Origin of the sequence: Herbiconiux moechotypicola, from assembly GCF_024979255.1 — a bacterium.
In the GTDB taxonomy this organism is placed as follows: Bacteria; Actinomycetota; Actinomycetes; order Actinomycetales; family Microbacteriaceae; genus Herbiconiux; species Herbiconiux moechotypicola.
This window is the reverse complement of sequence record NZ_JANLCN010000001.1, coordinates 22,826-42,809: the sequence shown is the minus strand read 5'-3', so window position 1 is coordinate 42,809 and position 19,984 is coordinate 22,826. Positions and strand designations below refer to the sequence as shown.

At 72.5% G+C, this 19,984-nt stretch carries 21 protein-coding genes; 10 read left to right on the top strand and 11 right to left on the bottom strand.

Annotated features, from left to right (window positions below; all coding sequences use genetic code 11):
- Positions 1 to 48: 48 nt before the first annotated feature.
- From N1031_RS00205 to N1031_RS00170, 8 genes are read right to left on the bottom strand one after another with little or no spacing between them, the layout of a single operon-like run.
- A complete protein-coding gene (locus N1031_RS00205) occupies positions 49 to 1,392 on the bottom strand; it encodes an O-acetylhomoserine aminocarboxypropyltransferase/cysteine synthase family protein (protein ID WP_259477568.1) in 1,344 nt (447 codons plus the stop codon).
- Positions 1,389 to 2,615, bottom strand: a complete 1,227-nt coding sequence (locus N1031_RS00200; protein WP_259477567.1) for a MalY/PatB family protein — start codon at positions 2,613 to 2,615, stop codon at positions 1,389 to 1,391. The genes N1031_RS00205 and N1031_RS00200 overlap by 4 nt, the downstream gene beginning before the upstream one ends.
- Positions 2,602 to 3,810 (bottom strand): amidohydrolase family protein, encoded by a 1,209-nt coding sequence (locus tag N1031_RS00195; protein WP_259477566.1) that lies wholly within the window; start codon positions 3,808 to 3,810, stop codon positions 2,602 to 2,604. Before N1031_RS00195 ends, N1031_RS00200 begins: the two co-directional genes overlap by 14 nt.
- Positions 3,807 to 4,574 carry an ABC transporter ATP-binding protein gene (locus N1031_RS00190; protein ID WP_259477565.1) on the bottom strand — a complete coding sequence of 256 codons (768 nt, stop codon included), beginning with the start codon at positions 4,572 to 4,574 and terminating at the stop codon, positions 3,807 to 3,809. The genes N1031_RS00195 and N1031_RS00190 overlap by 4 nt, the downstream gene beginning before the upstream one ends.
- The gene (locus tag N1031_RS00185) at positions 4,571 to 5,389 is read right to left on the bottom strand and encodes an ABC transporter ATP-binding protein (protein ID WP_259477564.1); all 819 of its coding nucleotides are present in this window, start codon (positions 5,387 to 5,389) and stop codon (positions 4,571 to 4,573) included. Before N1031_RS00185 ends, N1031_RS00190 begins: the two co-directional genes overlap by 4 nt.
- On the bottom strand, positions 5,386 to 6,267 hold the full coding sequence (locus N1031_RS00180; RefSeq protein ID WP_259477563.1) for an ABC transporter permease: 882 nt from the start codon (positions 6,265 to 6,267) through the stop codon (positions 5,386 to 5,388). The genes N1031_RS00185 and N1031_RS00180 overlap by 4 nt, the downstream gene beginning before the upstream one ends.
- Positions 6,264 to 7,283 (bottom strand): ABC transporter permease, encoded by a 1,020-nt coding sequence (locus N1031_RS00175; RefSeq protein WP_259477562.1) that lies wholly within the window; start codon positions 7,281 to 7,283, stop codon positions 6,264 to 6,266. Before N1031_RS00175 ends, N1031_RS00180 begins: the two co-directional genes overlap by 4 nt.
- Before the next feature lie 58 nt (positions 7,284 to 7,341).
- Positions 7,342 to 8,940, bottom strand: coding sequence for an ABC transporter substrate-binding protein (locus N1031_RS00170; RefSeq protein ID WP_259477561.1), 1,599 nt, complete (start codon positions 8,938 to 8,940; stop codon positions 7,342 to 7,344).
- Between the two features lie 130 nt (positions 8,941 to 9,070).
- Between N1031_RS00170 and N1031_RS00165 the strand changes: the two genes are divergently transcribed.
- The 4 genes from N1031_RS00165 to N1031_RS00150 are packed head-to-tail and all read left to right on the top strand — an operon-like array spanning position 9,071 to position 13,791.
- Complete coding sequence (locus N1031_RS00165) at positions 9,071 to 10,219, top strand: aminotransferase class V-fold PLP-dependent enzyme (protein ID WP_259477560.1); 1,149 nt, start codon at positions 9,071 to 9,073, stop codon at positions 10,217 to 10,219.
- Positions 10,216 to 11,730, top strand: coding sequence for an NtaA/DmoA family FMN-dependent monooxygenase (locus N1031_RS00160; protein ID WP_259477559.1), 1,515 nt, complete (start codon positions 10,216 to 10,218; stop codon positions 11,728 to 11,730). The genes N1031_RS00165 and N1031_RS00160 overlap by 4 nt, the downstream gene beginning before the upstream one ends.
- Positions 11,727 to 13,115, top strand: coding sequence for an LLM class flavin-dependent oxidoreductase (locus tag N1031_RS00155; RefSeq protein ID WP_259477558.1), 1,389 nt, complete (start codon positions 11,727 to 11,729; stop codon positions 13,113 to 13,115). The genes N1031_RS00160 and N1031_RS00155 overlap by 4 nt, the downstream gene beginning before the upstream one ends.
- A gap of 37 nt (positions 13,116 to 13,152) precedes the next feature.
- Positions 13,153 to 13,791 carry a GntR family transcriptional regulator gene (locus N1031_RS00150; protein ID WP_259477557.1) on the top strand — a complete coding sequence of 213 codons (639 nt, stop codon included), beginning with the start codon at positions 13,153 to 13,155 and terminating at the stop codon, positions 13,789 to 13,791.
- A gap of 108 nt (positions 13,792 to 13,899) precedes the next feature.
- Here the strand turns inward: N1031_RS00150 and N1031_RS00145 are convergent, their stop codons facing one another.
- Entirely contained in the window at positions 13,900 to 14,481 is a 582-nt protein-coding gene (locus N1031_RS00145; RefSeq protein WP_259477556.1) for a helix-turn-helix domain-containing protein, read from the bottom strand.
- Between the two features lie 67 nt (positions 14,482 to 14,548).
- Between N1031_RS00145 and N1031_RS00140 the strand changes: the two genes are divergently transcribed.
- From N1031_RS00140 to N1031_RS00120, 5 genes are read left to right on the top strand one after another with little or no spacing between them, the layout of a single operon-like run.
- Positions 14,549 to 15,247 carry an alpha/beta fold hydrolase gene (locus N1031_RS00140; protein WP_259477555.1) on the top strand — a complete coding sequence of 233 codons (699 nt, stop codon included), beginning with the start codon at positions 14,549 to 14,551 and terminating at the stop codon, positions 15,245 to 15,247.
- Positions 15,244 to 15,642: a RidA family protein gene (locus tag N1031_RS00135; protein ID WP_259477554.1), complete on the top strand. Its 399-nt coding sequence runs from the start codon at positions 15,244 to 15,246 to the stop codon at positions 15,640 to 15,642. The genes N1031_RS00140 and N1031_RS00135 overlap by 4 nt, the downstream gene beginning before the upstream one ends.
- Positions 15,643 to 15,659: 17 nt before the next feature.
- Entirely contained in the window at positions 15,660 to 16,214 is a 555-nt protein-coding gene (locus tag N1031_RS00130; protein ID WP_259477553.1) for an MOSC domain-containing protein, read from the top strand.
- Positions 16,211 to 17,236, top strand: coding sequence for a PDR/VanB family oxidoreductase (locus tag N1031_RS00125; protein WP_259477552.1), 1,026 nt, complete (start codon positions 16,211 to 16,213; stop codon positions 17,234 to 17,236). Before N1031_RS00130 ends, N1031_RS00125 begins: the two co-directional genes overlap by 4 nt.
- Positions 17,233 to 17,652 carry a RidA family protein gene (locus N1031_RS00120; protein ID WP_259477551.1) on the top strand — a complete coding sequence of 140 codons (420 nt, stop codon included), beginning with the start codon at positions 17,233 to 17,235 and terminating at the stop codon, positions 17,650 to 17,652. Before N1031_RS00125 ends, N1031_RS00120 begins: the two co-directional genes overlap by 4 nt.
- A gap of 7 nt (positions 17,653 to 17,659) precedes the next feature.
- On the opposite strand, the gene N1031_RS00115 is transcribed toward N1031_RS00120, so the two are convergent.
- Positions 17,660 to 18,082 carry a VOC family protein gene (locus tag N1031_RS00115; protein WP_259477550.1) on the bottom strand — a complete coding sequence of 141 codons (423 nt, stop codon included), beginning with the start codon at positions 18,080 to 18,082 and terminating at the stop codon, positions 17,660 to 17,662.
- Between the two features lie 92 nt (positions 18,083 to 18,174).
- On the opposite strand from N1031_RS00115, the gene N1031_RS00110 reads away from it, so the two are divergent.
- Positions 18,175 to 19,200, top strand: a complete 1,026-nt coding sequence (locus tag N1031_RS00110) for a helix-turn-helix transcriptional regulator (protein WP_259477549.1) — start codon at positions 18,175 to 18,177, stop codon at positions 19,198 to 19,200.
- A gap of 78 nt (positions 19,201 to 19,278) precedes the next feature.
- On the opposite strand, the gene N1031_RS00105 is transcribed toward N1031_RS00110, so the two are convergent.
- Positions 19,279 to 19,872 carry a DUF4190 domain-containing protein gene (locus tag N1031_RS00105; RefSeq protein ID WP_259477548.1) on the bottom strand — a complete coding sequence of 198 codons (594 nt, stop codon included), beginning with the start codon at positions 19,870 to 19,872 and terminating at the stop codon, positions 19,279 to 19,281.
- Between the last annotated feature and the right edge of the window lie 112 nt (positions 19,873 to 19,984).

The window sequence follows — 19,984 nt, the reverse complement described above, 5'->3', positions numbered from 1 at the left end:
GGTTTCCTTTCGAGAGGTGGATAGGGAAAGCGGGTACCAGGATGCGGGCTACGGCCGCAGCGCCCGGTCGAGGTCGGCGATCAGGTCGTCCACCGTCTCGGTGCCGATCGAGAGCCGGATGAGCCCCGGCGTCACCCCGAGCGCGAGCCGCAGCTCCTCCGAGAACGAGAGGTGCGTCGTGGTGGCCGGGTGCAGCGCCATCGACCGCACGTCGCCGATGTTGGTCATGCGGCTGATGACCCGCAGCCGGTCGGTGAACCGCCGCGCACCCGCTTCACCGCCGCGCACCGTGACGGCGAACACCGACCCGGTGAGACCCCCGTACAACCGCTGCGCGAGTGCACTGTAGGGGCTCGACGGCAGCCCCGCGTAGTCGACCGACTCGACGCCCGGATGCGTCTCCAGCCACGCCGCGATCGTCGCCGCGTTGGAGAGGTGGCGGTCCATGCGCAGCGACAGCGTCTCGATGCCCTGGTGCAGCAGGAATGACGTGAACGGCGACAGCGCCGGCCCGATGTCGTTCACCACGGCGTCGCGCGTGGCCCGCCCGTACGGGGCCGCGGGGAACCGTTCGAGCATCGACCGCCCGCCCGGCGCCGGCGGCTGCGTGATGAGCGGATACGACCGCGACGCCGCCGCCCAGTCGAACACGCCCGTGTCGACGATGGTGCCCGAGATGGCGGCCCCGTGCCCCGAGAGGAACTTCGTCGACGAGTGCACCACCACCGCCGCCCCGTGCTCCCCCGGCCGGATGAGGTAGGGCGTGGCGATGGTGTTGTCGACCACGAGCGGGATGCCGTGGCGGGCGGCGACGGCGGCCACCCGGTCGATGTCGACGATGTCGTTCTTCGGGTTGGGGATGGTCTCGGTGAAGATCGCCTTGGTCGACGGCCCGATCCGCCGCTCCCACTCGTCGTCGTCGTCGGGGTTCCACACGTAGTCGACGCCCACGCCCATGCGCTCGAAGCTGCGGCCGAACAGGATGCGCGTGCCGCTGTAGATCGACGCCGTCGACACGAACCGCTCGCCCGAGCGCACCAGCGCGAACAGTGCCGCGGTGATGGCGGCCTGCCCCGACGACACCACGATCGCATCCGTGCCGCCCTCGAGCGAGGCGATGCGCCGCTCGGCCACCGAGCCGGAGGGATTGCGCTGGCGGGAGTAGATGAGCCCCTCGCTCTCGCCGGCGAAGCGCTCGCGCCCGTCGTCCCAGGAGTCGAAGCGGTAACCCGCGCTCAGGGCGATGGGCGGGATGCGCGCGCCGGCGACCGGGTCGGCGTACTCCCCCGCGTGGATCTGGCGGGTGTCGAAGCCGTAGCCCGACCAGTCGTACTCGGGCTCGGCGGCCGGCTCGGCGGGTGAGGCGGGCACGGCGGGCGGCTGATCGGTCATGACGGTCTCTCCGAGGGTGCGAGGGTGGAACGGGACGAGTGCACGGCGTCGGCGATCGCGACGACCGCCTCCCGCAGCAGCGGAGCGGGCATGGCGAACACGAGCCGCGCGAAGCGCTCGTACCCGGCGCCGCACAGGGCGCCGTCGGTCACGGTGACGCCCGCGTGCTCGCGCAGGAACCGGGCGGGCGCCCCGTCCAGGTCGTAGGCCCCGAGATCGAGCCAGGCCAAGTACGTGGCGTCGGGCATCCGATACCCCACCTCGGGCAGGTGCTCGTCGAGCAGCTCGCCGAGCAGCCGGCGGTTGCCGTCGAGGTAGTGCACCACGTCGCTCAACCACTCCCGACCCTCCTGGTAGGCGGCGGTCGAGGCGATCACGCCCGGGGTCGACGCCCCGTGCTGCACCGCGAAGCCGAAGCGCCGGTACCGCTCGGCGTCGGCGGGGTTGGTGGTGATGAGCTGGGCGGCCTTGAGCCCCGGGATGTTCCACGCCTTCGAGGCGCTCGTACCCGTGACGCTGTGCCCGGCCGCTGCCTCCGACACCGAGGCGTAGGGGATGTGCCGCCGCCCGTCGTAGCGCAGCGGCGCGTGGATCTCGTCGGCGAACACCCGCGCCCCGTGCCGCTCCACGATCTCGGCGATCGCCTCGAGCTCCTCGCGCTCGAGTGCGGTGCCGGTGGGGTTCTGCGGGTTGCAGAGCACGAGCGTGCCCGCGCCCGCCGCGAAGGCGGCGTCGAGGGCGTCGAGGTCGTGCGTCCACCGCCCGTCGCGCTCGATGCCCGGCACCTGCACCACCTCGCGCCCGAGCGTGGCGGGGTAGGTGAGGAAGGGCATGTACGCCGGCGTCGGCACGATCACCGCCGAGCCGGGCCGCGAGTACTCGGTGACGGCCACGCCGAGCGCGGCCATCACGTCGGACACCGGATGCACGTCGCGGGGGTCGACCGCCCAGCCGTACTCCTCGCGCATCCAGATCGCGGTCGCGTCGGCGAGGTCGCGCGCGGTGGCGGGCGAGAGGTAGCCGAGCACGCCGTCGTCGACCGCCCGGTGCAGCGCCGCGGTGACGGCCGGTGCCGTGCCGAAGTCCATCTCGGCCACCCAGGCACCCAGCGTTCCGGGGTGCAGGCTCCACTTGCGGCTGCTCGGCACGTCGAGCTGCTCAGCGGTGATGGCGTCGAACGGATGCGCGCCCGCGGCGCTCCTGGTCGGCTCACTCGACGTCATCGTGCACCCATTCTCCGCCCTGCATCACGGCCACCGCAGCCCCGGCGTCATCGAAGGTCACGGGGTCGAGCGGATCGGAGCGCAGCAGCACGAGGTCGGCGAGCCGCCCCGGCTCGAGCACGCCCGCGTCGATGCGCAGCAGCTCGGCGCCCGTGCGCGTGGCCGCGACCAGCGCGTCGGGCGCGGGCACCCCGGCCCGCACGAGCGCGGCGATCTCGGCGAGATTGGTGCCGTGCTGCTCGGGAGTGGAGAAGTCCGACCCGAGCGCGAGCGGCAGCCCGGCGTCGAGCGCGTGGCGCACCGCTTCCACGTGACGGGAGACTGCATCGGCCACGCGCTGCTCGGGCACTCCGGCGAGGGCGCCCGAGCGCACCAGGTCGAGCACCCGGCGGTAGATGGTGAGGGTGGGCACGAAGACCGTGCCGGCCGCCGCGGCGCGCGCCGCCTGGCGGGACGTGAGGTGGATGCCGTGCTCGATGCTCGCGGCGCCCTCGTCGACCGCCCAGTCGAGCGAGTCGCCGCCCCAGGTGTGCACCATCACGCGCACGCCCGCCTCGGCGGCCTCCTCCACGGCGGCGGCGATCTCGTCGCGGGTGAGCAGCGGCTCCAGCACCGACTCACCGGGCGAGGCGACGCCCGAGGTGGCCACGAGCTTGACCCAGTCGGCTCCCTTCGCGAGCGCGGCGGCGACGGCCGCGCGCATCCGGTCGACCGACCCGGCGGTGTCCGAGGCGATCTGCGCGCCCCCGATCATGTCGACCGCCACCCGCAGCCGTGGGCCCGGGAGGTCGCCTTCCGTGATTCGGTCGCGCAGCCCGGCATCGGCACCGCCCGCGTCCCGCACGGTCGTCACGCCCGCCCGCAGCGTGGCCGCGAGTCCTGCGCGCAGCCGCGCCTGCCGCTCGTCGTCGCTGCGCGCATCCCGCTCGTCGTGATGGAAGTCGTTCCACGACACGTGGTCGTGCACATCCACCACCCCGGGCATCACCCACAGCCCGCGCGCGTCGACGACCCGCTCGCCCGCTACGGAGTCGCCGCCCGCCCTCTGCACCGCACCGGTCGCATCCGCGGCGGCGTCGCTGACGGACGCGATCCGGTCGCCCTCGACGCGGAGGGTGCGCGGAGCGAACCGGCCGTGCGCATCCATCACCCGCGCGCCGACGGTGGTGGTGACACCGGTGCTGCCCGCCGTCACGAGCGCTCCGGCAGCACCAGGCGGGGCACGGCGTCGAGCAGCCGCCGGGTGTACGGATGCGCGGGGCTCGCGAGCACCCGGGCGGTCGGCCCCTGCTCCACGATCGCGCCGTCCTTCATCACGACGACCGTGTCGCTCAGCCGCTCCACCACACTGAGGTCGTGGGTGATGACGACGAGCGCCGTGCCGAGCGTCGCGCGGAGCGACGCGAACAGCGCGAGCACGGCGGCCTGCACCGACACGTCGAGCGCCGAGGTGGGCTCGTCGGCCACGATGAGGCGCGGGCGCACGGCGAGCGCGCGGGCGATGGCGACGCGCTGGCGCTGACCACCCGAGAGGTGCGAGGGGCGCACGCGGCCGAGTTCGGGCGTGAGCTCCACGCGCGCGAGCAGCTCGTCGATGGCGGCGGGGGCGGAGGCGCGGTCGGCGAGGCCGTGCGCGCGCAGCAGCTCGCCGAGAGTCTGGGCGGCGGTGAGCCGGGGGTTGAGCGACTGGTACGGGTCTTGGAACACCATCTGGATGTCGCGCCGCAGCTCGGCCGGCCGCCGGCGCGGGAGCGGGAGCGGTGCGCCCTCCCAGTGCAATGACCCGGCGCTCACCGGCACGAATCCCGCGATCGCCCGGCCGAGCGTGGTCTTGCCCGACCCCGACTCCCCCACCACGCCCACGATCTCGCCGGCGCCCACGGTGAGCGAGGCGTCGTTCACGGCACGGGTCGCCCCGTAGTCGACCGACACCGCGTCGAGCCTCAGCAGTTCGCTCACGACGCACCCCCCGCATCCGCCGCCCCGCCGCCGCTCAGCGCGAGCGCCGACGCCACGAGGCCGCGCGTGTACTCGTGGGCGGGCGCGCCGAGCACCTCGAGGGTGTCGCCGGTCTCCACCACGGCGCCGTGCCGCATCACCGCGATGCGGCTGCTCACCCGCGCGATTACCGGCAGGTCGTGCGTGACGAACAGCACCCCGACCCCCTTCGTCACCCTGATCTCGTCGAGCAGCGCCAGGATCTCGGCCTGCACCGTCACGTCGAGCGCCGTCGTCGGCTCGTCGCAGAGCAGGAACTCGGGGTCGCTCGCGAGCGCGAACGCGATCATCACGCGCTGCCGCTGCCCACCGCTCAGCTCGTGCGGGTACCGGCCGTAGAGCTGCTCCGGATGCGGCAGCCGCGCCTCCGCGAGCAGCTGCACCGCATCCCGCCGCGCCTCGGCACGGCTCCGCCCGCGCACGTGCTGCCGCACCGCGGCCACCTGCGCGCCCACCCGCTTCAGCGGATCGAGCGCACTCGACGGGTCTTGGAACACCATCGCGATCCGCGCGCGGCGAGCCTTCCGCGCGGCGGTCCCGGCCGTGAGCGGCAGCACCGCGTCGCCCACCGCGACCGAGCCCGCACGCACCACGAGCGGCTTCGGCAGCAGTGCCGCGATGGCCCGCAGGGTGAGGCTCTTGCCCGACCCCGACTCCCCCACGAGCCCGAGGCACTCGCCCGGCTGCACGGTGAGGTCGAGCTCGGAGACCAGCGGATGCGCATCCCGCTCGGGCCGCCCCACGGCCAGCCCGCGCACCACGAGCGCGCCGCTCACCGCTCGTCCCTCAAGACGTCGGCGATGCCGTCGGCGAGCAGCGAGAAGCCCACGGCGGTGACGAAGAGCGCGGCACCTGGCGCGAGCGAGATCCACGGGCGACTGGTGAGGAAGGCCTGCCCATCGGAGATCATGCCGCCCCAGTCGGGCGTGGGCGGCTGGATGCCGAGCCCGAGGTAGCTGAGCGTCACCACGGCGAGGATGACGAAGACGATGTCGTTGACGACCAGCACCACGATCTGCGGCAGCGCGTTGGGCAGCACGTGGCGCACCATCACGCGCACGTGCCCGAGCCCTCCGCCGCGCGCGGCGAGCACCCAGTTCTCGCGCGCGAACCCGGCGGTCACCACGCCCACCACCCGGGTGTAGTTCACCCACGCCACCAGCGCGAAGGTGAGGTAGATGGCCCCCTCGCCGGTGCCGAGCAGCGTGACCATGGCCAGCACGATCACGTAGAAGGGGAAGGCGAGGTTGGTGTCGACGAGGTAGGAGGCGATGCGGTCGGTCCAGCCGCCGAAGTAGCCCGCCAGGAGTCCGAGGGCGATGCCGAGCACTGCGGGTGTGGCGACCGCGAGCACGCCCACGCGCAGGTCGGTGCGGGCGGCGTAGACGATGCGCGACCAGATGTCGCGGCCGAGCTGGTCGGTGCCGAGCCAGTGCGCCGCCGAGGGCGGCTGGAGGCCCGCGGTCAGGTCTTGCACGATCGGGTCGTGGGTCGCCACGAGCGGGGCGAAGGCGGCGGCGAGCAGCACGATCCCCACGATCACGGCGCCCGCGATGAGCGTGCCGGAGCGCCGGCGCCGACGACGCGTGGGGTGGCCGCCCGCGCCGCCGTCGCCGGGGCCCGACAGGATGGACGAGATCGTCTCGACGGTCACGCGCTCACCCCCGAGCGCATCTCGGCGGCACCGGCGGTGGTGCCACGACCCGCGGCACCGGCGGCGTCGCGCCGAGCCGTCCGGCGCGACCCCCTCGTGCGCCGCCGCGGGTCGATGAGCCGCACCAGCGCATCCGTCACCAGGTTCACGACCACCACGAGGATGGCCGTGTACACCACGATGCCCTGGATGACCGGCACGTCGCGCGCGCTGATGGAATCGAACATGAGCGCACCGAGGCCCGGGATGGCGAACACCTTCTCGACCACGAAGGTGCCGCCCACGAGGTAGGCCACGTTGAGCCCCACCAGCGTGAGCGCCGGGATGGCCGCGTTCGGCAGCAGGTAGGCGAAGGTGACCCGGGCGTTCGAGAACCCCGCCGAGCGCGCGGCCGCCACGAAGTCGCCGCCCGCCACCTCGAGCAGCTGCACGCGGAGGCTGCGGGTGAGCACCGGCACGATCGCCAGCGCGGCGGTGAGCGAGGGCAGCACCAGCGAACGGATGCCGTCGGTGTTGCCGCCGACCGGGAACCACCGCAGCTGCACCCCGAACAGCAGGATGAGCAGCATGCCCACGAGGAACGCCGGGATGGCGAGGGTGCTGGTGGAGATCAGGCGCACCACCTGGTCGGCCCACCGGTCGTGGTTCGCCGCGGCCACCACCGCGAGGGCGGTGCTGATGACCACGGCGAACAGAACGGCCAGCGCCACGATGCCGAGCGTCACCCCGGCCCGGGCCGAGATGAGCTCGCCCACCGGCACGCCGTTCACGAGCGACTCGCCGCCGCCCGTGAACAGGTCGGTGACGAACGTGCCGAAGCGGGCGTACCACGGCAGGTCGAGCCCGAGTTGCTGACGCAGTTCGGCCACGGCCTCCGGGGTGGCACGGCTGCCGAGCAGCGAGGTGGCGACGTCTCCCGGCACGAGCTGCAGCAGCACGAAGGTGGCGAGCACCACTCCCCCGGCCACCAGTGCCGCACGCAGCACCAGCAGGCCGACCTGCTTCACCCAGCCCATGGAATCCGTTCTACCGCCTGCTGCTCGACGCCCTGCGACGTGACCCTGCTGCGCCTCGCTACTGCTCGATCCAGACGTTCTCGAGCCGCACGGTGCCGTTCGGGATGAGCTCCAGACCGTGCAGCTTCGACGACGTCGCCTTGATCTCGGAGATGTAGGCCAGCGGCAGCGACGGGGAGTCCTGCGCCACGATCTCCTGGATCTGAGCATAGATCGCCGCGCGGTCGTCGCCGTCGGGGGTGGTGCGGCCGTCGACCACGAGCTGGTTCACCTCGTCGTTGTCGTAGAAGGTGTGGAACGACTGCGTCGGGCCGTTGCCGTCGACCTGCCAGCTGGAGACGTTGTCGGGGTCTCCGGTGTCGGCGATGGTCGTGGTGAGCGCGAAGTCGTAGTCGCCGGCGGGGAACCTGGTCCAGAAGGTGGCGTTGTCGACGCTCTCGATCGAGACGTCGAGGCCGATCTCGGCGAGCGAGGACTGGATGATCTGCGCCTGCTGGTCGCGCGACTGCGAACCGCCGTCCACGAGCAGCGTCACCGCACCGCCGTCGGGGTGCGACGACGAGGCGAGCTCGGCCTGGGCGGCGTCGACGTCGTACTGCAGCACGTCGGCATCCTGGTCGGAGTAGTTGATGGTGGAGGCGATGAAAGTGGTCGCCGGGGTGGCGGTGCCGAAGGTGGTCGCCTCGGTGAGCGCGGTGCGGTCGACCGCCTGGGCGACGGCGCGGCGCACCGAGCGGTCGCTGAACAGCTCGGAGGTGGTGTTGAAGAACACGATGTCGGAGTTCCAGCTGCCGACGCTCTGCACGCCCACGGCCGAGTTGCCCTCGAGCTGCTCCACGCTCGCGATCGGCACGTCGTCGACGATCTGCGCCTGGCCGCTCTCCACCTGCTGCACGAGCTGATTGTCGTCGTCGACCGTGGTGAGGTGCACGGTGTCGAGGTAGGGCAGGCCCTCCACACGGTAGGCGTCGTTCTTCACCAGCGTGAAGTCGCCGGTGCTCTTGTTCCACTCGCCGACCGTGAAGGGGCCGGTGCCGATGGGGGCGTCGAAGAAGGTGTCGGCCGACTCGCCCGCGAGGTCGTCGGGGAGGATGCTGCTGGAGAAGATCGAGAGCTCCCAGAGCAGCGGGGTGTAGGGCTCGGAGAGGGTGATCTGCACGGTGCTCGCGTCGACCGCGGTCACGTCGGTGATGGGTGCGGCCAGCGGCAGGGCACCCGGCGTGTCGAGGTGGCGCTGGATGGAGTACACCACGTCGGCGGAGTCGAAGGCCGAGCCGTCGGAGAAGGTGACGCCGTCTTCGAGGGTGAAGGTCCACACCAGGCCGTCGTCGCTCGTGGTGTAGCCGGTGGCGAGCGAGGGCTGCAGCTGGCCGTCGGTGTCGATGGCGTAGAGCGTGTCGAAGATCTTGTCGAGCGTGTAGGCGTTGGCCGTGGTGAGGGTCTCCGCCTGCGGGTCGAGCGAGGAGATCTCCTGACTGAGGCGGGCGTAGGTGATCTCGCCGCCCTCCACCGGCTCGCCGGCGGCACCGCTCGGCGAGGTGGCGTCGCTGCCGGCGGCGCAGCCGGAGAGGAGGAGGACTCCGGCCGCGAGGGCGGCGACCGGTGCGGCGACGCGGATGCGGCGGCGGCGCGGGGTGCGGTGTGATGCTCGGGTCATGAGACTCTTCCGTTTCGTGGGACGACTCTGGATAGAGTAATGAATACGTTTGTGTACATTATTTCCCGCATGTAACAGTGCGTAAAAAGCTCGGGCGGTTGCCCGGGTGACCCCGGTCGAGAGGAGCCACATGGTCGCGCAGAGGGATGCGAGCTGGAGTCCGCTCCTCGATCCCGCGGCATTCAGCGCCGCGCGGTACGACCGTCTGGGCCACCGCATCGGGGCGCTGCTGGGCAGTACCCACCACGATATCGCGCTCGTGCCGGGCGAGGCCGTCGTCGCCCTCGAGGCCGTGGCGCGCGAGCTCGGCGGCGGGGGCGGTCGCGTGCTCAACGTGGCCACGAGCGTCTACGGTCATCTCTTCGGGCAGTGGCTCGCCGCCGGCGGGGCGACGGTCACCACGCTCACTCCCTCGGTGCCGGGGCAGCCCATCCCGCTGGCCGAGGTGACGGATGCGCTCGACAACGGCCCGTGGGCGGCCATCGCGCTCGTGCACGGCGAGGCCGCGTCGGGCATCGTGAACCCGCTCGCCGAGATCCTCGCCGCCGCGCGCTCGCGCGGGGTGCCCACCGTGGTCGACGCGGTGGCCTCGGTGGGCGCCGAGCCCGTGCTGCTCGGCGACGAGGGGCCCGACATTCTCGTGATCGGCGCGCAGAAGGCGCTCGGCGGGCCGTCCGGGCTCGCGGTGGCGGCCGTGTCGGAGACCGGATGGGGGCTGCTCGCCCGGCCGGCCGGCGCCCCGTCGTTCTCGTCGCTGTCGCTGCTCGACCTCAAGCGCGACTGGCTCGACACCGACCGCACGGCCATCCCGCTCACCCCCATCACGCACGATCTCTGGGCCCTCGAGGCCGCCGTCGCCGACGTCGAAGACGAGGGGCTCGGGATGCGCGTCGCACGGCACCGGGCCGTGGCCCGCGCGGTGCGGGCCGGGCTCGCCGGCCTCGGGTTGCGGCTCTGGGTCGACGAAGAGGAACGCTCGTCGGGGCTCACCACGGCGGCGCTGCTGCCCGACGGGGTCGATCGCTCCACGGTGCTCGCGCTCGCCCGCGATCGCTTCGGCGTGGTGCTCGGCACCGGCTCATCGGAGGTCGATCCTCGTCTCGTGAAGATCTCGCACACCGGACCGCGCGCCGCCTTCGTGCCCGCCGCCGGGGCCCTCGCGGCTCTGGCCGGCGCGATCGAGCTCGCCTCCGCATCCGGGTCGCCCCGTCTCGACCTCGGGGCGGGAATGGCGGCGTTCACCGCATCCTGGATCGCGTCGACGGGCGGCGCCGGGTGAGTGCCGCCGGCCGCATGCGGCTCGGGGTGACCGTGATGCCGCCGTTCCCCCACCAGAGCATGGGCACACGGCACTACCCGCGCAACCTGCCGCACGGCTACCGCTTCGACCGACCCGAGGTGTGGCAGCAGCTGGTGCGCACGGCGGAGCGGGGCGGGTTCGACTTCGTGCTGCTCGCCGACACCGGCGGGGTGTACCGCGAGTACGGCGCGTCGATCGGCGACGCCGTGGAGCACGCCGCCCACGTGCCCGTGTTCGACGCCACGGCGATGACGGGGTTCTTGGCCGCGGCCACCTCGCACGTGGGGATCGTGGCGACGCGGTCCATCGCGGGCACGGCGCCGTATGTGGCAGCGCGCACGCTCGCCACGCTCGACCACCTGAGCGACGGGCGCATCGGATGGAACGTGGTCACCGGGCACCACCGGGCCGCGGCCGAGAACCTGGGTGCCGACGATCAGACCCCGCACGACCTGCGCTACGACATGGCCGACGAGTACGTGGAGCTGTGCAGGCGGCTGTGGAACGGGTGGAAGGCGGGGGCCGGATCCGGCGACGGCGGCTCCGCGCTCGACCCTCGCGCCACCCCGTTCGTGCCGCGCGAGGCCGTCACCGAGATCGACTTCGAGGGGCGGTTCTACTCCAGCCGCGGCCCGCTCAACGTGCATCCGAGTCCACAGCGCGGGCCCGCGATCTTCCAGGCGGGGGCGTCGCCGCGCGGCATCCGCACCGGGGCGCGCTGGGCGGACGCGGTGATGAGCGTGCAGCCCTACCCGGCCGGCATGGTGCGCTACCGCGACGCCGTGAAGGCGGAGGCCGCGGCGCAGGGGCGTGAGCCGTCCGAGGTCGCGGTGCTGCACGTCATCCAGGTGTTCACCGGCGAGAGCGATGCGATCGCGGCCGAGAAGGCGCGCATCTACGACGAGGGCGTCGACCCGGTCGCCGGGCTCGTCGTGCTCTCGGGGCATCTCGGCTTCGACCTGTCGACGGTGCCGTTCGACACCCCGTTCGCCTCCCTCGACGTGCCCGGAGGTCAGGGGCTGATCGACCAGTACGCGCGGGTCGACGAGGCCCGCGACATCACCGTCGGCCAGGTCGCCGAGCGCTACGGCCGCGACACCAGCCAACCCCGCTTCGTGGGTTCGGGGGCGACCGTCGCCGCTCAGCTCGCCGAGCTGTTCGACCACGTCGGAGGCGACGGCTTCATCGTGTCGCCCGCCTGGGCCCCGGGCAATCTCGAGGACTTCGTCGACTTCGTCGTCCCCGAACTCGCCGCCCGCGGCCTCGTCCGCACCTCCTACACCCCGGGAGCCACCCTCCGCGACAACCTCCGCGACGACACCACCGGGACGCGCTCGACCCCCGCCACCCCAGCCGCCGCCACCGCGCATCCGGCCACCACCGCGCCGGCCCACCCCGCGGCCGCCAGCCCCGCGCATCCGGCCACCACCCCGCCGGCCCACCCCGCGCATCCGACCCGCCCCACCGCCCGCGAGAACGGACACCCATGACCGACCGCCTCCTGCACCTCAACGCCTTCGAGAACTTCTCCCCCGGCAACATCTCCTCGGGTCTCTGGCGCCACCCCTCCGACCGATCCAGCGAGTACAAGACCCTCCGCTACTGGACCAGCCTCGCCCGCGACCTCGAACACGCCGGCTTCGACGGCATCTTCATGGCCGACATCCTCGGCATGCTCGACTCCTACCGCGGCGGCCCCGACGACGCCCTGCGCACCGCGAGCCAGGTGCCGATCGACGACCCGGTCGCGGTGGTGTCGGCGATGGCAGCGGTCACCGAGCGCCTCGGCTTCGCCATCACCGTGTCGACGTCGTACGAGCATCCGTTCCTGTTCGCCCGCACCATGACCAGCCTCGACCACCTCTCCGAGGGCCGTGTGGGCTGGAACATCGTCACCTCGTTCCTCGACAGCGCCGCCCGCAACCTCGGCGCCGGCGAGCAGCTCGTGCACGACCAGCGCTACGACCGGGCCGACGAGTTCCTCGAGGTGACCCACAAGCTGTGGGAGCTCTCATGGGACGACGACGCCGTGCGCGTCGACAAGCAGGCCGGTGTATACGTCGACCCCGCCAAGGTGCACCCGCTGCGCCACGACGGGCGGTGGTACCAGGTGCCCGACGCGTTCATCGCGGAGCCGTCGCCGCAGCGCACGCCGGTGCTCTTCCAAGCCGGGTCGTCGTCGCGCGGCCAGCGTTTCGCGGCCGAGCACGCCGAGGGGCTGTTCGTGCACGGCACCCGGCCCGAGGTGCTCGCGCCGATCGTGGCGGGGGCACGGGATGCCGCGGTGGCGCTCGGCCGCGCCCGCGACTCCATCAAGGCGTTCGCGGTGGCCACCATCGTCACCGGCGAGACCGACGAGATCGCCGAGGCGAAGTACCGCGACCTGCTCGACTACATCGACTACGACGGCGCGATGGTACAGTTCGCCGGCCCCGTGGGCGTCGACCTGTCGACCTACGACCCGGATGTTCCCCTGGCCGACATCGAGTCCAACGGCGCCCAGTTCTCGGCGCGCTTCTTCGCCTCGGCCGACCCCGACCGGGTGTGGACGCTGCGCGAGGTCGCCCACTACATGGGCGTCGGCGGCATGGGCCCCACCATCGTGGGGTCGGGCGCCACCGTCGCCGACGAGCTCGAGCGCTGGGCCGAGGTGGCCGACCTCGACGGCTTCAACCTCGCTTACGCGGTGCGGCCGGGCACCTACGAGGACATCGTGCGGCACGTGGTGCCCGAGCTGCGGCGGCGCGGGCGGCTGCGGCCGGCTCCGGATGCGGCGGGCGGGTCGCGCACGCGCAGCACGTTCCGTGAGAATCTGTTCGGAGCGGGGGCGACACGGCTCGCGGCCGATCACCCCCACTGGCGCCTCTCGCTGTGAGCCCGCTTCCCCCACGACGTCCGGCCGAAGGAGACCTGTGAACGAGACGGCGGCATCCGCGCACTACCGCACCCTGCGCGAGCGCATCATCGCGGGTGACATCACCTCGGAGACACGGCTCTACGAGAGCGCCCTCACCGGCGACCTCGGCACCTCGCGCACGCCCATCCGCGAGGCGCTCAGCCTGCTCGAGAAGGACGGCATCCTGGTGCGCGAGCGTCGCGGCTACCGCGTGCGCGAGCGCACCCTGCAGGAGGTGCTCGACTACTTCGACGTGCGCGGCGCCCTCGAGGCGGCGGCGGCCGAGGCGGCCGCCCTCCGCGCCACCGAGCTCGAGCGCGCACAGATGAGCGCCATGCTGCAGCGGGCGGATGCGGAGCCCGACGAGGCCACGCGCGCGCGCATCCACGACGGCTGGCACCAGGCGCTGCACCGCGCCAGCCACAACGACGCCCTGATCGAGTTCATCGCCCGCGCCGAGACGCTCATCGCGCTGCACCGCCGGCCGTGGGTGTCGTCGATCGCGGGCACCGCCGAGTCGCAGGCCGAGCACCAGGGCATCCTCGACGCCGTGCTCGCCCGCGACCCCGCCCTCGCCCGCTCCCGCATGGCCGCACACATGTCCCGCGCCCGCGACTACCAGCTCCAGGGCCTCACCGCCGCCGAGCACCCCTAGCCCGCCCCGCTGCGCATCCCCACCTCATCGAGTAGGCGCAATCGGTCGCATTCCCCGCCGCGAACCGCCCGATTGCGCCTACTCGATCCACGGTGCCGCTCCGACGCCTCACCGAGGCGCGTCAGGGGCGGGGGCGTGGTGGGCGGGATGCGCGACGGAGCTGACGAGCAGCAGAGACGCCGGTTCGGTGCCACGGTTCGCGAGGCGGTGCTCGAGTTCGGCCGAGAAGTGGGCGGAGTCGCCCGGCCTGAGGGTGTGGGTCGCGGTGCCCGCTTCGAGGTCGAGGCGCCCGTGCTCCACGAGCACCCACTCCTCGCCCTCGTGCGAGCGCCGCCGCGTCGCCGACCCCGCCGGCAGAAGCACCCGGATCGGCTGGAGCAGCGTGCGCGGCGCGTTCGACCCGAGCAGCTCGTAGCCGATCTCCGTGACCGGCCCCGGTGCGGGCGGCGAGGCACGGCGCACGGACACCTCGTCGTCGGCCGCGTCCTGCTCCTCGCCGATGAGCACGCCCAGCGGCACCCCATAGGCCCGCGCGAGCTGCAGCAGCACCGCGATGGAGGGGCTCCGTTCGCCGTTCTCGATGCGCGACAGGTGCGCCGACGAGACCCCGGAGGCCTTCGCCGCCGCCGCCAAGGTCAGTCCCCGCTGGGCGCGATGAGCGCGGATGGCGCGCGCGATGCTCTCGGTCATGTTGCACTCATGTTAACTCTTGCCTTAAAGGCAATGCCAATGCCAATCGGCAAACTACGCTGGCGGCATGACCCAAGTCGTCCTCATCCACGGCACCTGGCTCGGCGGCTGGGCGTGGGAGCGTCTCGTTCCCGCACTCACCGACACCGGCCACGACGTGCACGCCCCCGACCTGCCCGGCCTCGCCGGCCGCGCCTCCGAAGCCGGGCTCGACACCGGCCTCGACACCCACATCCGCTCCATCACCGCCTACCTCGACGAGCACGATCTCCACGAGGCCATCCTCGTCGGCCACAGCTACGGCGGCCTCGTGGCGCAGGGCGCCGCCGCCGCGAGCGAGCGCGTGGCCGGCGTCGTCTACCTCGACGCCTTCCTCGCCGCGGAGGGCGAGTCGGCCTTCGACCTGCTCCCCTGGCTCGCCAACGCGTTCCAACCGGTCGACGACGCACATCCGTGGCTCGTCACCCCGCTCGACCCGGCCGGTCTCGGCGTGACCGACCCCACCGACGCCGCGTGGCTCACCGCGCACATGACCCCCATGCCCCTCGCGACCCACCGCGATCCCGCCCCGGCGCCCGACGCCACCCCCGCCCACTACGTCTACTGCGAGGCGCTCCCGCTCATGGAGGGCATGCTCGCCACCGCCGATGCCCGCGGCTATAGCGTCACCCGCATCCCGACCGCGCACATGCCGATGGTCACGCATCCCGATCTACTCGCCGCCACCCTCGCCACCGTCATCACCCGCTTGGAGGCCAGCTCATGACCGAGTTCGTCAACCCGCCCACCGTGTTCGGCCTGCCCGGGCTCATCTCGCAGCTCGGCGTCGTCGGCGCCGGGCAATCGCTGCTGTTCGTGTCGGGCCAGGTCGCCTGGGGAGACGACGGCGAGTTCGTGGGCGTGGGCGACCACGGCGCCCAGGTGGCCCGCATCGTCGAGCGCGTAGACGGGCTGCTCGCCGCGGTGGGGGCGACGCGCTCCGACATCGTGAAGGAGACGATCTACGTGGTCGGGCACTCGCCCGAGCTGGTGCCCGCGATCCTCGGGCCGCTGCGCGCCGGGGTGGAGGCGCCGCCGACGAGCACATACCTCGGCGTGCAGAGCCTGTATGCACCCGAGGCGCTGGTCGAGATCGACTTCGTCGTCGCGCTGCCGGCGTGACGGGGGCGGATGCGGGAGTGACCACGCCGGCGTCGGCACCGGCGTGGCGCGGCACCCTCTCGGCGGTGTTCGTCGCCGAGGCGGCCGGCGTCGAGATGCACGCACTCGACGAGGCCCGCATGCTCGAGGGCATCGGCATCGAGGGCGACCGCTACGCGACCCACCGCGGCCACTACTCCCACCTCTGGCACGTCGACCGGCAGGTCACCCTCATCGCCCAGGAGACCATCGACGCCCTCAACGCCGAGACCGGCCTCGGCCTCGAACCCGTCGAGACGCGCCGCAACCTCGTGACGGCGGGCGCCCCCCTCGGCGACCTCGTCGGCACCACCTTCGCCGTGGGCGAGGTGCTGCTGCACGGCGGCCGCCTCAACGTGCCGTGCCGCTACCTCGAGCGCCTCATCGACAAGGCCGTGTTCGAGCCGCTCGTGGGCCGCTCGGGGCTCAACTGCAGCATCGTGCGGGGTGGTGTGATCCGCCCGGGTGACGCGATCGTGCCGGTGCACGCGACGGCGGCGACGGATGCGCCGGGCGCGACAGGTGCGCCGGGCACGGTCGGAGACCGGTCGTGACCGTGCGCCTGCTGATCGCGGCCCGCGTCGACCGCATCACGCCGCTCTCGCCGCGGGTCATCCGCATCAGCCTGCGACCCGCTCACCGAGCGGCCTTCCCCGCGTTCGAGCCGGGCGACCACGTGCAGCTGCAGCACGCGACCGGAGTCCGGCGTGACTACTCCCTCATAGGCTTCCCCGTGCATCCCGATCGCTACGAGATCGCCGTGCAGCGCGAGCCCAACGGGCGCGGGGGCTCGCTGCTCTTCCACGACGCGCTGAGCGAGGGTGACGAGGTGTTCGTCTCGTACCCGCAACCCGGTCTGCGACTCGACCCGGATGCGGACGAGCACCTCTTCATCGCCGGCGGCATCGGCGTGACGGCGATCGCGGGCGTCGCCCACGCCCTCACCGCCGACATGACCACCGGCGCCGCTCCCGCCGCCGCCGTGGCGCATCTGGCCGTGCGCACCCCCGCCGACGCCGTGCTCGTCGACGATCTCCGGTCGCTCGGGGTGCGCGTCGAGGTACACGCGAGCTCGCTCGGCGACCGCCTTGACGTCGCCGCTGTCCTCGACGCCGCGGCACACCCTGCCACGAGCACGCTGCCATCCCCTACCGCGCGTCCCGCGACGCACCCCGCCCGCCACCTCGCCGCCTACGTCTGCGGCCCCGCCGGCCTCATGACCGCCGTCGCCGACGCCGCCTCCGCCGCGGGCCTTCCCCCGGTGCGCAGCGAGGCCTTCGCCGCCACCACCACCGCCCCCGGGGAGCGCCTCGGCGCCACGTTCCCCGTCTACCTCAAGGGCGCGGCGCGCGAACTGGTCGTCGGCGAGACGGAGTCGTTGCTCGCCGCGCTGCACCGAGTGAAGGTACCCCTCGAGTACTCGTGTGAGAGCGGGGTGTGCGGCAGCTGCGTAGTGGAATCCGTCTCCGGCGAGATCGACCACCGCGACCTCTGCCTGAGCGACACCGAACGCGCGGGCGGGTTTCTCGCCGCCTGCGTGAGCCGCGGCCGAACCCGATTGGAGATCATGCTGTGACCACCCCGCCCGGCGCGGCCCCGCGCATCCCGCCCACCCGTCTCGTGCTCGACGAGCTGTTCGCGAGCCCTGTCGTGCCCCACGCGGTGGTGCACGACGGCACCGTGCACGTGTCGGGTCTGCTCGGCACCGTCGATGCCGTAGGCACCCTACCCGCGAGCGCGGCCGACGAGTTCGAAGCAGTCTTGCGCAACCTCTTCACCGTGTTGTCGGCAGCGCGATCGGCCCCGGATGCGCTGCTGCAGCTGACCGTGCACCTCGCCTCGATCGAGCTGCTGCCGGAGTTCAACGCGGTGTATGCGCGGCTGCTCCCCGACCCGCTCGGCCGCCCCGCCCGCACGACCGTGGCCTCGGGCCTGTTCGGACGCTGCCGGGTCGAGGTGGCGGCGACGGCCTTCGCGGTCGGGGCGGCTTGAGGCGGCGTCAGCCCGTGTACTCGACCGCCACGTCGAGAACCCAGACGACCCCGAAGGCGTCGCGCAGCATCCCGTAGGCCGGCGAGAAGAACGACGGACCGAACGCTTCGATCACCGTCGAGCCCTCGACGAGCTTGTTCCAGAGCGCGGTCGTCTCCTCGGCGGAGGGCGTGCGCACCGAGACGAAGAGCGAGTTCACGCCCTGGTCGTAGTCGCGGCTCGCGGGCACGTCGTAGGCCATGATGCTGAAGCCGTTCTCGGCGGTGACCTGGCCGAACTTCACCTGTGCGGCCTCCTCGGGACGCTCGGTGCTGTGGGCGTCGTCGTTCGTGACGATGAAGAGCTGCCCGCCGAAGACGGTGCGGTAGAACTCCAGCGCCTCGCGAGCCTGGCCGCGGAAGTTGAGGTGAGGGGTGACGGTGATCGACATGGTGTCTCCTTGTTCGTGTCGGTTCAGGATGCGTTCCACTCTGTCGGGAGAAGAGGCCTGTTTCGGTCCTCTACTTCTCGTAGTGTTGAGGAATGTCGTCGAGCTCCCGGATGCTGCTCCTGTTGTCGCTGCTGCAGTCGCGCCGCGATTGGCCGGGGCAGTTGCTCGCCGAGCGACTGGAAGTGGCGCCGCGCACGGTGCGGCGGGATGTGGAACGCCTGCGGACGATGGGTTACCGCATCCGCGCGGTGAAGGGCCCAGACGGCGGGTACCGGCTCGACGCGGGGGCCGAGCTACCGCCGCTGCTCTTCGACGACGATCAGGCGCTCGCGCTCGCGGTGGCGCTGCAGTCCGCCGCGGCGAACGGCATCGACGGCACCTCCGGGACGGGCGGGCTCAGCGAGGCGGCGGTCCGCGCCCTCACAACCGTGCGCCAGGTCCTTCCCACCCGCCTTCGCCACCGCCTCGACGCCATCCGCTTCTCGGCACTTCAGCCCGCATCCGGGCCCACTCCGCCCGTCTCCCCCGACGTGCTCATCACCCTCTCCACCGCCATCCGCGCCCGCGAGATTCTCCGGTTCGACTACGCCTCGCTGGCCACCGCTCCCGCCGGCGCGTCGCGCGCCGCCGACTCCTACCCGCCGGCTCCGCGGCGCGTCGAGCCGCACCACCTCGTCACCGCGAACGGGCGCTGGTACCTCGTCGCCTGGAGCCTCGACCGCGCCGACTGGCGTCTCTACCGCGCCGACCGCATCACCCCGCGCATCCCGACCGGCCCCCGCTTCACCCCGCGCGACGTACCCGGCGGCGACGTGCACGCCTTCGTCTCGGCCCGCTTCAAGGGCTCGGATGCGCGTGATGAGTGGCCCTGCACCGGCACCGTCGTGCTCCACCTGCCCGCCACTGCCGTCACGCCGTTCGCCGGCGACGGCACCGTCACCCCTGAGGGACCCGACCGCACGCGCTACACCGCGGGCGCCTGGTCGTGGACGGCCCTCGCCGCCTCCCTCGGCCGCTTCGACGCCCCGCTCGACGTGCTCGACCCACCCGAACTCGCCGCCGCCTTCTCCACCCTCTCCGACCGCTACGCGGCCGCAGCCGGGTCACCGCCCGGTTAAAGAAAACTCGGCCCCAGAGGGGCCGAGCGGTGTACTCGAGCTTACCACATTGAGTGATGATAGCTCGCTTTATACGACCTATCGCGTGTTGGCGACGCTTCCGGTGCAGCTGGCGGTGGCGTAGGCGCCTGAGGCCGTGTCCTCGGCGATGAGGGCGCCGTCGAGAGTGATGCGGCAGGTGACGTCTCCACCATCCGCCCCGTTCACCGCGGTGATCGTGTAGCTCGCGTAGCGGTCCGCGCCATCGACGCCCACCTCGAACTCGGCCTCGAACGGCAGGTTCCGGACGGTCTCCCGCTCGACCGCCTGCACGCCGTCGACCGACGTCGTGTAGGTGACATCCACATCCGACCCCGTGCCGTCGATCTCGTACACGAGCGCCACCTCAGGCGACCGGCTGTCCGCATCCTCGGCTGCCGCGATCGCGCTGGTGATGAGCGCCCCGAAGAACACGAAGGTGTACACGATCGACATCACGACGGCGAGCACGGCGCCGACCGCGTTGAGGATGATCCCCGCGATCGCCGGCCCCCTCCGCCGCCCCGCGAAGAACAGCGCCACGATCCCGAGCACCAGCCCCACCAACGCGATGAGCACCGCCAGATACCCGAACAACGGGATGAACGCACCCACGAACGACACGATGCCCAGGATGAGTGCGGCCGTCCCCATCCCGTTCCGCCGCGGGTCGCGCCCACCTGCCGCACCCGCACCCGCACTCGTCGCACTCGCACCCCGCGAAGTACTCGGCGACGCCGCAGGCTCGCCCGCCACCCCCGGCCGA